Origin of the sequence: Leptospira levettii, from assembly GCF_002812085.1 — a bacterium.
GTDB classification, from domain to species: Bacteria; Spirochaetota; Leptospiria; order Leptospirales; family Leptospiraceae; genus Leptospira_A; species Leptospira_A levettii.
In genome coordinates, this window is record NZ_NPDM01000001.1 from 1,356,108 (window position 1) to 1,370,557 (window position 14,450).

Annotated in this window: 11 protein-coding genes; 7 read left to right on the forward strand and 4 right to left on the reverse strand. The window is 36.6% G+C overall.

All coding sequences use genetic code 11. The annotated features are described in order from the left end of the window. Positions 1-124: 124 nt before the first annotated feature. Positions 125-3,349 carry a SpoIIE family protein phosphatase gene (locus CH354_RS06435; protein ID WP_100766342.1) on the reverse strand — a complete coding sequence of 1,075 codons (3,225 nt, stop codon included), beginning with the start codon at positions 3,347-3,349 and terminating at the stop codon, positions 125-127. Positions 3,350-3,473: 124 nt separating this feature from the next. Next, positions 3,474-4,349 carry an RlpA family plasminogen-binding lipoprotein MPL36 gene (gene mpl36 / locus CH354_RS06440; RefSeq protein ID WP_100725782.1) on the reverse strand — a complete coding sequence of 292 codons (876 nt, stop codon included), beginning with the start codon at positions 4,347-4,349 and terminating at the stop codon, positions 3,474-3,476. Positions 4,350-4,457: 108 nt separating this feature from the next. Between mpl36 and CH354_RS06445 the strand changes: the two genes are divergently transcribed. Together CH354_RS06445 and CH354_RS06450 are read left to right on the forward strand one after the other, a co-directional pair. Further along, positions 4,458-5,363 carry a tetratricopeptide repeat protein gene (locus tag CH354_RS06445; RefSeq protein WP_100725783.1) on the forward strand — a complete coding sequence of 302 codons (906 nt, stop codon included), beginning with the start codon at positions 4,458-4,460 and terminating at the stop codon, positions 5,361-5,363. Between the two features lies 1 nt (position 5,364). Then, positions 5,365-6,288 (forward strand): tetratricopeptide repeat protein, encoded by a 924-nt coding sequence (locus tag CH354_RS06450; protein ID WP_100725784.1) that lies wholly within the window; start codon positions 5,365-5,367, stop codon positions 6,286-6,288. A 71-nt stretch (positions 6,289-6,359) separates the two neighbouring features. On the opposite strand, the gene folP is transcribed toward CH354_RS06450, so the two are convergent. Next, on the reverse strand, positions 6,360-7,175 hold the full coding sequence (folP, locus tag CH354_RS06455) for a dihydropteroate synthase (protein ID WP_100725785.1): 816 nt from the start codon (positions 7,173-7,175) through the stop codon (positions 6,360-6,362). A 93-nt stretch (positions 7,176-7,268) separates the two neighbouring features. Between folP and CH354_RS06460 the strand changes: the two genes are divergently transcribed. The 5 genes from CH354_RS06460 to CH354_RS06480 are packed head-to-tail and all read left to right on the forward strand — an operon-like array spanning position 7,269 to position 13,192. After that, positions 7,269-9,281 carry an OmpA family protein gene (locus CH354_RS06460; RefSeq protein ID WP_100725786.1) on the forward strand — a complete coding sequence of 671 codons (2,013 nt, stop codon included), beginning with the start codon at positions 7,269-7,271 and terminating at the stop codon, positions 9,279-9,281. Position 9,282: 1 nt separating this feature from the next. Further along, the gene (locus tag CH354_RS06465) at positions 9,283-10,407 is read left to right on the forward strand and encodes a DUF1577 domain-containing protein (protein ID WP_100725787.1); all 1,125 of its coding nucleotides are present in this window, start codon (positions 9,283-9,285) and stop codon (positions 10,405-10,407) included. Between the two features lie 27 nt (positions 10,408-10,434). Further along, positions 10,435-11,748 (forward strand): histidine--tRNA ligase, encoded by a 1,314-nt coding sequence (gene hisS, locus CH354_RS06470; protein ID WP_100725788.1) that lies wholly within the window; start codon positions 10,435-10,437, stop codon positions 11,746-11,748. After that, positions 11,745-12,278, forward strand: coding sequence for a phosphatase PAP2 family protein (locus CH354_RS06475; protein ID WP_100725789.1), 534 nt, complete (start codon positions 11,745-11,747; stop codon positions 12,276-12,278). Before hisS ends, CH354_RS06475 begins: the two co-directional genes overlap by 4 nt. Beyond that, entirely contained in the window at positions 12,275-13,192 is a 918-nt protein-coding gene (locus tag CH354_RS06480) for a lysophospholipid acyltransferase family protein (protein ID WP_100725974.1), read from the forward strand. Before CH354_RS06475 ends, CH354_RS06480 begins: the two co-directional genes overlap by 4 nt. Before the next feature lie 130 nt (positions 13,193-13,322). Here CH354_RS06480 and CH354_RS06485 read toward each other — a convergent pair whose 3' ends face one another. Then, positions 13,323-14,450 carry a Re/Si-specific NAD(P)(+) transhydrogenase subunit alpha gene (locus CH354_RS06485; RefSeq protein ID WP_100725790.1) on the reverse strand — a complete coding sequence of 376 codons (1,128 nt, stop codon included), beginning with the start codon at positions 14,448-14,450 and terminating at the stop codon, positions 13,323-13,325.

Genomic DNA, 14,450 nt, shown 5'->3' on the forward strand with positions numbered 1-14,450 from the left:
TGCAGAGTGTTCTGAATACAAAAAGAGCCAAAATGTTGAAATTCATTTTAGCTCTTTTCTAATTTCTAAACTTTAAAACTAAAGTTTAGAATCAATTCTGTGGAAAACTTAATTCTAACCTCAATTAATTGAGGCTTGTTGCTTTTTCTAATAATTTAGAAAGTTTGACCACGTTTTTATTGGTTGGATCGATTGACTGCGCCCTTGTGACATAGGTAAGAGCTCGGTCTACATTTCCCAATAATCGGCTAACATCCGCAAGGTTTATTAAGTTTTGGAAATTTTCAGGGTCATATTTTAATGCTTCTTGGGCTGCTTTTAGAGCTCGTTCATAATTCCCTAATTTTTTTTCTGACATCGCTAGGTAATACCAATATTCACCAGATCCTTCGTTCTCTTTTAAAAACTCAGTTAAAACTTTTGCAGCAATATCGTATTCTTTTCCCTTATAACTGACCAGTCCTAAAAATTTATTTAGTTTCTGGTTATAAGGATCAGCGAGAAATGCTTTTTTCATGACGGTAATGGCACGTTCAATTTCACCATTTTGGTAAAGTGCCTTTCCTTCTTCAAAAGCACCAGTCGTTGTAAGTGCTTCATCCCAATCATCACCTGGTGTGTCGAAAAAATCATCAATTGGTTGGTTAGCAATTTCGTCTTTTGGTGGTGTATGATGGATCGGTGATTTTTCACTTTTAAAGACCACACTTAACATAGAGATATCGTCTGTGATATCTCCTGCATTTTTCACAAGTCTTTCGACTTCATAGATGTCTCCATCCGCTTCTTCTACAAAACGTAAAACCATGGTTTCATCTTCATTGATGGTTCTTACATCTTCATCAGGAGTTAAATCGATATCATCGCGACCATCGGAACCAAGGATGAGTTGGTCCCCTGGTAATAATTGGAAAGACTGCACTTCAAATGCATATTCAGAATCAAGTCCAAGTTTTCTAAGTTTTAATTCACTTTCAATGAAACTTGCTTTGCCATCTCGGTATAAAATACTGTAAGGGTGTTCCGCATTAAAATACCAAACCTTTCCCGTTTCGTCATCAATGAGCATCACGGTAGCAGAAATTACCATCGTTCCACTAAATGATTTGAAGACAGCATTCACTTCTTCGTAAACATCTGTTAGCCATTCTTCCGGTGTACGGTTTAAAATTCGTTTGTTACCAGCGGAACGTGCCATAATGGAATTCATCACAACACCCATAACAAGTGATCCACCAGCACCTTGCATGGATTTACCCATTGCATCCCCATTCATCACCATGGTAAAACGGCGGAAATCATCAGGTTTTCCTAATTTTAAGTTTCCTGTGATACAAATATCACCACCTAAGTCTCCCGTTTTGTTACGGAATTCAAAAGTTTTCTTTTGGTGCACAAAAAAATCACAACGAATGTTCTCCGATTTGTTAGCATTGAAGAACAATGGTTTTGCGAGAAGTGAAGTTAGGAAGTAGTCTCCATCTTGTTGAACTTTTAACCGATGGATTTCATCCATTTTTTCTTGGAGTTCTTTTGTTCTTTCTTTTACTTTTTCTTCCAAGTTTTCTGCATAATCTTGGAGTTCTCTTCTGGCGTCTCGAATGGAAGATACCATTCCGTTAAATGATTCGGCTAAATATCCAATTTCGTCATTAACTTTGATAGGCACTTCAACTTCTAAATTTCCTTGGTTTACCTTTTCTACCCCAGCAAGTAGAGCATAAAGTGGATTCACAGGGGCAGATCGAAAGAACAATGGAAAAATGACTAATAAAACGATCATTACAATTGCAAGGATCACAAGTTCTAGTTTGGCAGATTTGTGCATGTAATTTCTGTAATCGCGGTAATTAAATCCTACTTCCAGATTGATTTTCTTTTTCGCATCATAGGTCATATAAGCAACGTAATGCGAAAGTCCATCCAAATCTTTACGGTAGTGACGAGTTAAATCTGGCTTAAAATAACGGAAAAATTTTAACATTTCCACTTTTAAGTCACGGCCAGAAATTTCTTTTCCATCCCATTTACATTCATTTACGTGTTTGAGGATTGAGTCTCGGAAGGTATCAACATTTTTGACTTTTTCGATGTATTTGACACCTTCTTCGCAGAAGTTATCTGGATCAATATCTACCAATTTATTGGTATTAATGAATGTACGTTTGTTTAACTTTTCAATGAGTTTAGAGACTTCGGTTTTGAGTTCATTGCCTTCTAGATCTGGATTATCACTTAAAAAATGAGTGATGGCATCTTTGTAACCAGCAAAGTAATAAGGTGTTTTTGATAATAAGGAAGTGAGGGAATTTCGATAATCGGAATCTCCTAAGGAAACAAGTTCATTGTAAAGTGCAGTATTGTATAAATCCGCTTGGACAAGAGGCAGGTCCAAGGTAACATTGGAAGGTAAGTACGCTTTTTTAAGATTTTGTCCATTGGAATCGTATTCAATCATAAAGACGATGTCCTTTGATCTTTCTCCACCTTCTGCTACACGTAAGGCTTTTTGGATGGCGGTATTATCAAAGGAAAGTTCCTTTTCTTGGTCCACCAAATAAGAGAATGCTTGCATGATGAGAAGGATCGTAACAAAGGATATCCCCACAATTTTGGCCATAAACGTTGTACGTTCTGTACTATTGTTGATGAAAGTAATCGTGATGATAAAGAATGAGAATGTGAAAGTTAATACTATTGCTGTCAGATAAGTAGATCTTTCCATTGCTCCATCACGACTCATAACATTAGTTATGTTTGGAACTACCGCGGCAATCAAACCTGCAATCATAATGATTAGGAGGGTGCTACGTTTGTCTTTTTCTACATTTAATAATCTATAACATGGTAATCCGATGAAATTGAAAAAAGAATAACCAGCGATGAATAAACTTAAAATTCGGCTGGCACCCTCTGAATTAAAATCCCAATGGTGAGCCGTAAAATGGTATTTCCTTTCCCCTTGGGAAACACTTACTAGAAACCATAATACAACAACAACAGCAATTACGTAAGAGATTACTTGGATAATGTTTGCAGCTTTATAATCTCTATTGTCGGGGAAACGAAAGAAGTATTGTCCAAAATGGATGATACCAAAAATGATAATTCCACCTGTTATCCAACGATGGTAAGAAGCAATCGGATGGTAGTAAAAGGCACCTAGTAAGTATCCAAGCTGGAAAAGTGCTAAAAATAAACATGCTAAAGCTAAGTGTTTGGTTGCGACAGTTTTGTCTTTTAGTGAAAAGAAAAATGTTGCCAAGACCGCAAGGAGGACAGTGACAATTAAACTACCGAATGTATAATAATTTGTTAGTATGTGGTCAACGGATAATGTGCTTTCCATAGGGTCTTCTAGATGTTAATTTAATACGAAATCGTAACAAGCGGATATGTGAAATCAATTCATTTTCCACCGTCTCCGAGCAAATCAGAACTGTACTTTTTTGCTCGGAGGAAAAGGGAAATGTCTAACGGGTAACGATGAAACAATCAATTCCGTCGTATTTTAATTTCGATTTGAGGGATTCTGCCTTCGCACGGTCCGAAAAATCACCAACTTGAACGACATATTTGCCATCTCTCGGTGTGACAAAGACTGCTTGGTTGTATTCAGACTTAATGGTCTCTTGGTACTTAATGGCTCGTTCTTTTTCTTGGAAAACACCAACTTGAACCGTGAATCCTTTGCCACTTACCAATGGTTTTGCCACACCAGGTTTGATTGGGGTGAGTTTTTCTGGTTTTGCGGGCGCATCATCTAAGAGGTCAGAATCATCCAAGTCATCTGCCAATTCATCCTCACCTTTTTTTAAGACCTTAATCCCAACTTTAGTGACACCCTTGTCTTTAAATTCTAAGATTTCTGCAGTTTTCTCAGATACATCAACAATCCTTTCATCGACAAAAGGACCTCTATCGTTAATCCGAACCACAGCTTCTTTTTGGTTCTCTAAGTTTTGGATTTTAACGACTGTTCCAATGGGTAATGTTCTATGAGCCCCAGTCATTTTCATTCTGTCAAAAGGTTCACCGCTGGCAGTCGGTCTACCTTGGAATTTTTGTCCATACCAAGAAGAAAGACCAACTTCATCAAACTGAGTCGTCGGTTTTTTGGATGGTAATTCAGCTTGTGGTGAAGTAGTGCTTGGTTTGGACTTCGCATCTAAATCATCCATGATTGACCTTGCAACAGGGTCATTCGAACTAGCAGGTTTGGATTTTTGTGAACGTTCAAAAAATATATCTTCTGGATCACCGGAAGCACTATAATCCCGTCTCGTAGCATCTGCTGAACTGCAGGATACGAACCACAATAGAATGGTAATGAGTATGAGCCTTTGCATATTTTTCCCCTTTCTCTGGACTCTTGTGTGTACCTTTCGGTTCGTTTTTCCAATCTCGTGATAAAATTTCTATGGGGAGAATCGATTCTGAATCGATAATCCCTCTGTATGGCACAGGAAATCCTGACTCTATTCAATGAAGCAGTGCGTTTGGAGCGGAATGGTGAATGGGACCGTGCCGAAACTCAATACAAATCTTTATTAGAAAAAGATCCCAATTACCATCTTGCCTTACAAAACTTAGGTGTCATTTACGCGAAACAAGGCAAACACGCGGAGGCGATTCCGCTATTCTCAAAAGCATACAAATTACATGCGAATGTTAAAAACAGTTATAATCTTGCTGTTTCTCTTTATAAACACAATGAAACAGAAAAAGCGATTAGTTTCTTAAAACAAACCTTATCCTTTGAAAAGAAGTTTATCTCAGCACATTTATTACTCGCCCAAGCATACCAGAAATTGGGAAACGATGAGAAAACGGAAGTGTATTTGAACAATGTCATCAAAATTGAACCTAACCATAAATCAGCTTTAGGAGGGCTTGCGATGTTTTATTACGAAAGGAATCGTTTTCCAGAAAGTTTAAAAATGATTGAGCGTTATTTGATTTTATATCCAGGTAATGCTCAGCTAAAAATCATCCAATCCGAAATTTTGGCCAAACAAGGGAATTATAAAGCGTCTGCAAATTTGCTGACAACAATGGTAAAAGAAGATGTTGGGTTCACACATTTTAATGAAAGTTTACAGTCTGCTTGGCAAGAAGAAGACCAAATGGCAAAAGAAAGTTTGGAGAGAATCCAATCGAAAGCCAAAAAAAAATTAAAAGAATTTAAAACGAAATTAGAACTCTCCAAAGAAAATCCAGAAGAATTTTCTCCCCCTGATCCGCAAGAGGCTTTGGATTTAAGTTTGTTGTATCTTTTCAATGGAAACCCAGAAAAAGCGATGCAGTATTTAGTATTTGCGCAAAAGATGAAGGAAAACGCTGATTCAGACGGTACTTCCTAAATTGAAACCTTCCATTTATTTTTCTTTTGCCATTCTATTGATTTTTGGATTGGAAAATTGTCGTTATCCAATCGCCAAACAAGATGTCCTAGAATCCGATACCTTATTTTTAGAATCTACCGATCCGAAAGCAAAAGAATGTAATGAAGAAGGAATTCGTTTCACAAAGACCATTCAATTAGATTCTGCTGCTGCTACTTGGGACAATTGTATTCTATCAAATCCTAATGATGTATCTCTCCACCTCAATCGATTAAGGTTTTATTTTCTATTAGATGAATATGAAGTTCTCAAACAGAAGGTAAGCAAAGAATCACCTTCTCGTAGTTCGGTTACTTACCAATCAATTTTAAAAGAGTTGGAAGTTCGATTACGTTTAGAAGAAAAAGTAGTCCTTTTAGATGCATTGTCACGTGTGAAAGGTTGGGAGTTATTTGCTTATGAAGAACTCGCCAATTATTATCTTCAAGTGGGAAATTTCCAATTTGCAGAAGGATATTTTAATCAAATTTTAGAAGTAGTACCATTTCATGAAAATGCCTTGTATGGAATGGCAGACATTCAGGTCCACAAAGGGAATTGGTACAGTTTACTTGATTATGCAAAATCATTAGAAGTCTCTGCTAAAAAAAACAAAGATTACCATTTTTACTTTTTAAAAGGGAATTTTGAATTGGGGCGGTATGAGATCGCACTTAAGTGGGCTGAATCAGCATCGACAAATGAAAAATCAGATATCAATTTTTTGGAACTTTGGAGAGACACACTTCTCGTTTTAAAAGACAATCCAAAATGGGACTCCTTGTTACCTTATTATCGTAAGGCAAAGGAAAAAGGATATTCAGTTCCTGAATCAGTTTTTTTCCCAACGTTATCGAAAGAAGGGAAAGATGTTCGAAAAGCAGTTCGTTCTGGAAGGAGTTAAACTAAAAAACAATCTTCAAGTTTGAATCATTGTTTTTAAACGAAAGGATAAATTTTGATTTAGGAATGGATTTATTCGTTCTCTTGGCATAAGTTCCAAATTTTTTCCGCCTGTCTCAACTTAAGTACGTTATGCGTTCGAATGAATGGAATTTTATTTTTTAACAAATGCAGTTCACATGCTAAGGTGGCAAACTCTCGATCTTCCACTGGTAAGTTTCCCAATACATTTCCTAAAAATGATTTTCTTGAAACACTTACCATGAGCTGAGGGAATTCTAATTTTAAGATTTCTAGGTCTTGCAAAACTCGAAAGGAAACCATTGGGTCATCACTCAGGAAAAACCCCATTCCTGGATCAAAAAAAATTGCTGATTCCTCAATTCCTAGAGAACTTAGCTCATTCCTTCTGTCCCTGAAGAAAACTTGTATTTTTTTGATAACTTTTTCGGGTGATAATGTAGAGTTCACTTTCGCAATATTTCTGTTATGCGAATGCATGATGATAAATTTTAAATCAGGGTATTTTTGGCTATATGGTTTTAAAAATTCACGATCACCTTCGTAGGTAAATCCAGTGATATCATTGAGGCATCGAACACCGGCTTCAATGGCCTTTTTTTGGACTTCTGGGCGAAAACTATCCAAACTGATTCGAACCCCTTTTGGAACAAAGTAACGTATCACTGGTTCCACTCGGTTCCATTCTTCCTCTTCCGTGACCAAACTTGCCGCTACATTTGAGGACTGGCCTGAAACATCCAACCAATCTGCACCTTCTTGTAAAAGTTGTGTGCCTTTTTTGATGGCTTCATCTGGATTTAAATACTTCCCTCCATCACTAAATGAGTCAGTTGTTATGTTTAGGATTCCGAAGATTTCAGCCATGATTGTGAAGATTCCCTAGGAACCTCTCACTTAAAGCCATATTTTTCCCTTGGCAGAAAATTCCGATCAGCCGATACATAGGAGAGACGGCAGATGAAAAAATTCCTTGTTTCCTTACTGATTTCGGTGTTTCCAATCCTCGGCCAACCACTTCCGAAAGTGAAGGACGTAAGGTTTTACCCACCTCTCAATACCCAAAATGTGGAGTACAATCCAATTGTATCTCCAACAGGTAGGTATTTGGTCTTCCAATCCAATAGGCCAGGTGGAGAAGGAGGGATGGACCTTTGGATTTCTGAAAACTTAAGTTTTCCTGACCGAATGAAATTGCCTGTCTGGTCGGCTCCTAAAAATTTCAGAGAACTGAATACTACCAATTTTGAAGGAATGTTTTCGATTCTTTTTGATGAAGAGGAAAAACCTTACGAACTATACTTCACATCAGTTCGAGACAAAACACAAAAAGATGTCAAAAAAAACAGAGAAGGTTATGACGGATTAAATATTTATTATACGAAGATCAATCAAAGAACAGGTCTTTGGTCAATACCCAATCATGTGAATGAAATCAATTCAAATTTTGAAGATAAAATGCCCGCAGTTTCACCTGATGGATGTTCGGTTGTGTTCTCATCCAATCGACCTGGTGGACTCGGTGGATTTGATTTATGGATTTCAAAACGAGAACCAATTACAAAAGACACAGAAAAAAATCCAGATAAACCAAAAATCAAATGTAGAGATGGTATTTGGCAAAAACCTATTTCGCTTGGTCCAGTGATCAACACAAGCGAAGATGAAATCAGTCCCAACTTCCATTGGGACGGTCTTAGATTGTATTTTAGTTCTAATCGTGGCGACAAAAATAGAAAGTTCAGTTTTTACTTTAGCGAATTGAATGAAGCAAATGGTCAATTTGAAACTCCAAAATTATTAGGAAATCCATTTAATACCAACCAACCACTGTCAGGCGAATCGACAGGTTTTCCTTTTGATACACCTTCTGATTATTCTACTTATAGCCTTTGGGAAGAAAGTGACAATGAAGGAATATCGGTTACGTATGACGATCTTTGGTTTTATTTTGCATCCAATCGCCCTGGTGGTGAAGGCCAATTTGATATTTATCGAACCATGGTTCCAGAGGATTTGAGAAGGACCTATGACTTTGTATTCCGTGGTCTGGTTTTAGATGGATCGGAAGCCATTATGATTGGTTTAGATTCAACTTTAAAAATATACGATGATACAAAACCCATCCAAGTGATCACATCAAAACGGATCGGTGGAGATCTTTCTTTAGAAGATGTTGAGAATTTTCGTACTACGATTAAAACAGGGAAACTCTACCGCGTGGAAGTTTCTTCCCCTGGATTCCATCCAACAGAAATATTACTCGATCTCCGTGGTAATGTGGGAAAAGACAAAGAACAATATTCACAAATCATTTTGCAACCAATACGACCTGTTAAAGACAGTCGTCCTGACAAAACCATACAAGGGATCCGATTTGTAGTAAAAGATAAAAAAACAGATTTAGTCATACCAAATGCAATTTGTTTTTATTTTGATGATTTGACTCGTAAAGGAAAATCTTTATCGGCCACAGATGGTCATTTTGATTTAGAACAAACACCTACGATGGACTTTGAGATCTTAGCACGTGCCAAAGGGTTTAAAGAAGAAACCTTTTTGTTTTCAAAAGATAAAATCCAAGAGATGTCAGGCAAAGAGACAGTATTGTACCTTCGAAATTTAAAAGACTTTGATGATCTGTACAACACAATTATTTATTTCCCGTTCAACGAACGAACATTGAGCGATGAGGATAAGAAAAAATTGGATCTTTTGGCGGACTTCCTTATCCAACATAAAAATGAAAAAGTTGAAATTGGTGGGCATACCGACAATATAGGGAATAAAGAATACAACATCAATCTAAGTGAAGATCGAGCTCTCTCTGTTTATCAGTATTTGCGTTTGAAAGGTGTACCAAAAGAACGAATGAAAGTGCAAGCTTATCATTATTCGCAACCAATTTCAGACAATGAAACAGAAGAAGGAAGATCTCGCAATAGACGTGTGAATTTTAAGAAGATAGACTAACATGATCAATCGAGTCAAAATCCATTTCGACCAAGAACGCGAGTATGTTCCTTTAGAAGCCGTCCGTGTTTTGCCTGAATTTTTCAAACAGATGATGGCTGGAAATGGATTGTTTCTAAAAGGTTATGATTCCCCTGTAAAAGTGAAATTTAAAGGGGAACGTCCTGATGGGGCACATATTTGGGAATTGGAAACAATGCCCGAAATGATTGAAACCATTTTTACAATCCAAGCGACACCAAGTTTTCATGTAGAAATCGATTACGAAATCCAAAATCAAAAGGATAATCTTTTACTTGGGAAAGCAATTGACCGTCGGCAAACTTATACAACTCGCCAAGATTCTAGGAACGAAAAAGTAAGAGGTAATGTTGTTGCTTCCAATTTTTTAATTGCGAAAACAAATATCGATTTTTCGAAATTAACCGGTGTTAGTTCACAGGTTATTTTATCTGACATTCAAAAAACCGTTCTGAAGAACTACCCTCAGTCGAAAGTGGTATTCATTTCATCCTCAACACACAGTGATGAAATTGATCTAATGAAGGAACATAAAAAACCAATTTTTGTTTTGGATACGGAAACATTCGAATCTTACAATTCGGATGAAGTATTCGACCCTAAAAAAACTTTTGAAGATGAGTTTTTACTCGATGATAAAGTGAATGAATACAAAAAGAAAAAAATAGGATCTTATATTTATTATCCATTATTCATTCAAATGAAAGAAATGCATTTTTTTGCATATCTCTCATTAGAAACCGAAAGAACAAGAATCCCTAGTGAAGTTTTGGATTTGTTTAAAGAGGTTGAACGTACGTTTCAAGAAAGAATTATGGATTCAAATACCCATATTCTTGATATCAAACAAAACGTTTTGAACGTTTCTCGAGGTGGAGTTGCCTTGGAAATCAGTGATATGGAAATTGTAAAAGCACTGAAAGTGAAACCTTCGTTTACCTTGGACATCAATTTTAAATTACAAGCACCAATTCGGATGGCAGTAGAATTACGTCATTTAGAAGAAGTGAACGATTTTTATCGTTTAGGCGGTAGGATCACTGGTGTAAGCGGAGACAAAAAAGCCAAAGAGATTTACCATAGTCTCATTGATTTTTTTAATTAAACTTCTTGGTTCAATAGGAGCCAAACATTGAAAGAACAGAAATTAACTACAGAAAACTATAAAGGTACTCGGGATTTTTATCCTGAGGATATGCGCCTTCGGAACTATCTTTTTTCCGTCATGAAAGACGTTGTAAGGTCATATGGATACGAAGAGTATGATGGCCCAATGGTCGAATCCTTAGATTTATACCGAGCAAAAACTGGTGAAGAAATTGTAGGGAAACAAATTTATAACTTTATCGATAAGGGTGATCGTGAAGTTGCGATTCGACCAGAAATGACTCCAACTGTTGCAAGAATGGTGGCAAAAAAATTACGAGAGTTACCAAGACCAATTCGTTGGTTTTCCATTCCTAATTTATGGCGTTATGAACAACCAGGCCATGGCCGTCTTAGAGAACATTGGCAATTAAACGTTGATATGTTTGGTGTCACAACAAGTCGTGCAGAGTTAGAAATATTGTCTCTAGCTTGTGACATCCTCTTTGCTTTTGGTGCTCCTAGAAATAGTTTCAAAGTTACCATTTCTCATAGATCATTACTCGATGAATTTTTGTTAGATGGTTTAAAAGTAAGTCCAAACCAAGCACATGAAGTTTCAAAAATTTTGGACAAAAAGAACAAAATCACACAAGAGGAATACATCACTCTTGTTTCCAAAACAATTCCAAATGATAGTTCTGCTGTTTCAAAAATTGATTTGTTTTTAAATTCAACCGTAGAGACACTCAATCAAATCCCAGGAATCAAAGAAGAAACTTTGAGTGCAATCAAAGGATTGTTCCAAGAGATTAAGATGATTGGTTTAGAAGACATTGTACATTTTGATCCTTCTGTTGTAAGGGGTTTCGATTATTATACAGGTTTTATTTTCGAAATCTTCGATTCATCACCACAAAACAAACGTTCCCTATACGGCGGAGGAAGGTATGATAATCTCATTGGATTATTTTCGAATGAAGAGTTAACGGGAATTGGTTTTGGGCTAGGGGATGTAACGTTACAGAACTTTTTAACAGTCCATAATCTATTGCCTAGTTTTAAAAATGATTCTACAGTTTATATTCCACTTTTGGATGATTCTTCCTTTGCAGAAAACCATAATTTTGCAAAACAATTACGAAAAGAAAAGATCAATGTCGAAGTTTCGTTAGTTTCTCAAAAGATGGGAAAACAACTTTCTTATGCCGAAAAAAAAGGATACAGATGGATTTTGCTTCGTGGTGAAGACGAAATCAAAACTGGTAGCGTAACATTGAAAGATATGGCAACTAGAGACCAATTTACGTTTAGTTTCTCAGAAGCACTTCAGAAGATAAAAGAAGAGCTTTTGAAATGAATTGGATAAACAGAGTAGATTTAAAGTTATCCACTTGGATACAAAAACACTTACATCATAAAAACCTTAGTTGGGTTTTATCTCGAATCAATCGAGGAGAGATGTTTGCATTGGTTTTACTACCACTAATGTTTTTAAGTGAACTATATAAACCAGTTTATATGAGTCTGCCATTTGTTTTGGTTTTTACATATATGACCGATCGTTTGGTTTTGGTATTAAAGAAGTATTTCGCCAGAAAACGCCCTCTAGTGAGTGTTATGGGAAAAGTGGATTCAAATCCAGATATGAAACATTCGTTTCCTTCCGCTCATAGTGCAAATTCAATTGTTGTTGCAACAATACTTGTTTTTGCATTTCGAGAAACTCCTTATTTCTTTTTATTTAGTTTATTTGCTGGAGTGGGCAGGTTGATCACCTTACACCACTTTGTTAGTGATATTATTGGAGGATGGGTCATTGGTTTTGTGATTGGAATTTTTGCAGTAACAATCCATTTCTTTTTATGGCCATATTTGGTAACTTTATGAAATACATCGGATACTTTTTATCATTTATCATTGTTTATTCATTTTATTTCCCTTTTAAGATTTTGCCATACCAATGGTGCCTTTCGTATGGGATGTTTTTAACAAACTTAATTTATCAATTTGATAAAAAACATAGAAAAGTAGCAGCAGAAAACATTCGTTTCGCTTTCCCAAATTACACAGAGGATCAGATTTTAAATTTGGTCAAAGCTCATTATCGTCATTTGGGAATTTTACTTGCTCATACTCTTTGGGCTCCTCGCATGACACACGCTTGGTTGGACAAGTATCTTGTTGTTGATGAATCTAGTTTAAAAATAGAAGAAGATACCAAAAAAGAAGGTGTAGGTGTTATTCTTATTTCCGGTCATTTCGGTACGTGGGAAATTTTAGTTCAATTTTTGGGAATCCGAATGAAGGGTGGAGGAATTTACAAAAAGGTAAGAAATCCTTTTGTTGATACCTTACTGAAGCGGATGCGATCTAAAAATGGTGTTGTTTTAGTTCCTGTTGAAGAATCAACACAGGTGATCAAACTACTCAAACAAGGTTATTGGATTGGATTTGGTGCAGACCAAAACGCTGGCAAAGCAGGCATCTTTGTTCCTTTTATGAACAGGCAAGCTTCTACGTTTGTAGGTCCAGCACTCATGGCATATCTAACTGGAGCCAAAATGTTATATTATTCTGTGTTAGCTGGTGAAAATGGTAAGGTAATTGTAAGAGTCAAAGATCTGGGTTATGTTGATAAAAAGTTATATCCTAAAAAAGATGATGTAATTCGTCATTATACAGAACTATGGACAAAAACTTTAGAAGAAGAAGTAAAGTTATTTCCGGAGCAGTACTTTTGGGTACATCGTAGATGGAGAACCCAACCCCAACTCGTCGATATGAACTCAGATTCAAAGTGAAGAGATTTAGATCTTTACGGGAACAGAATGTTTGTTTGATTCGTTCCTGTTTTGGAAGTTGGTAAAAGTCGATTTTTTGAATTGAATATCGTAGAAAAAGGCCAGAAATATTTCTGGCCTTTTTTTTTGATTACTCTCCTAAAAGAGTTAAGGTTGGTTTGTGTCGGATAGAACCATTTTCAGCAATCATACATGCGTTGATGATTTCATCTTCTAAGTTGATATTAAATTGTTTTTCTTTGTTCACAAATAGTTTGAGAAAGTTCACAATGTTTTTTGCATACATTTTACTTGCATCCATTGGTTGTGTACTTTGGAGATTTGAATTCCCAATGATTGTGATACCTTTGTAAACAATGGTTTTATCATTTTCTGTTAACTCACAGTTTCCACCATTTACCGCTGCAAGATCTACAATGACAGAACCTTGTCTCATCTTATCAACCATCTCTTTAGTGATCAGAAGAGGTGCACGTTTTCCCGGAATCAGAGCTGTAGTGATGATGATATCTGCCTTTTCCGCAAACTTTGCAATTGCTTCTTTTTGACGTCTTTGGTAGTCATCTGATTGTTCTACCGCATAACCACCAGTATTGGATGCATCTGCTGCACCTTCCACTTCCACAAACTTTGCACCAAGTGACATACACTGTTCTTTAACTTCTGGACGAGTATCAAATACATCAACAACAGCACCTAAACGACGTGAGGTTGCGATTGCCTGCAAACCAGCAACTCCTGCCCCTAGGATTAATACACGTGCTGGTGTAATTGTACCAGCAGCAGTAGTTAACATTGGAAAAAATCGACTGTAGTTAGAGGCAGCTAGTAAAACCGCTTTGTAACCGGAAACAGTTGCTTGGCTACTGAGTACATCCATAGATTGTGCTCGTGTAATCCTTGGGATTGTATCCATCGAAAAGATTTTGAATGATGCGGATGCAATTTCCTTCACCTTTTTGGGGAAAGCCAATGGTGATAATGTAGCGATGTACATTTTATCTTTTCCAATCTTCTTAGCACTCGCTTCATCTAATGCATGAATGGAAACTACAATATCGGAGCCAGATAAAATTGAATCTCTCGATTCCACTGTTGCACCAACATCTTTATAATCTTGGTCTGAGAAAAATGCGCTGTCTCCAGCTGTAGTTTCAATCGCAACACTGAAGCCTAACTTTTTCAATGGGTCAATTACATCTGGTGTGATTGCAACTCGGTTTTCATACGATGGTTCTTTGATTACGCCTATTTTCAT

Coding starts and splice junctions, on each gene's coding strand:
- CH354_RS06435 (WP_100766342.1), bottom strand. CDS start 3,349: ATGGAAAGCACATTATCCGTTGACCACATACTAACAAATTATTATACA.
- mpl36 (WP_100725782.1), bottom strand. CDS start 4,349: ATGCAAAGGCTCATACTCATTACCATTCTATTGTGGTTCGTATCCTGC.
- CH354_RS06445 (WP_100725783.1), top strand. CDS start 4,458: ATGGCACAGGAAATCCTGACTCTATTCAATGAAGCAGTGCGTTTGGAG.
- CH354_RS06485 (WP_100725790.1), bottom strand. CDS start 14,450: ATGAAAATAGGCGTAATCAAAGAACCATCGTATGAAAACCGAGTTGCA.
- CH354_RS06475 (WP_100725789.1), top strand. CDS start 11,745: ATGAATTGGATAAACAGAGTAGATTTAAAGTTATCCACTTGGATACAA.
- folP (WP_100725785.1), bottom strand. CDS start 7,175: ATGGCTGAAATCTTCGGAATCCTAAACATAACAACTGACTCATTTAGT.
- CH354_RS06465 (WP_100725787.1), top strand. CDS start 9,283: ATGATCAATCGAGTCAAAATCCATTTCGACCAAGAACGCGAGTATGTT.
- CH354_RS06480 (WP_100725974.1), top strand. CDS start 12,275: ATGAAATACATCGGATACTTTTTATCATTTATCATTGTTTATTCATTT.
- CH354_RS06460 (WP_100725786.1), top strand. CDS start 7,269: ATGAAAAAATTCCTTGTTTCCTTACTGATTTCGGTGTTTCCAATCCTC.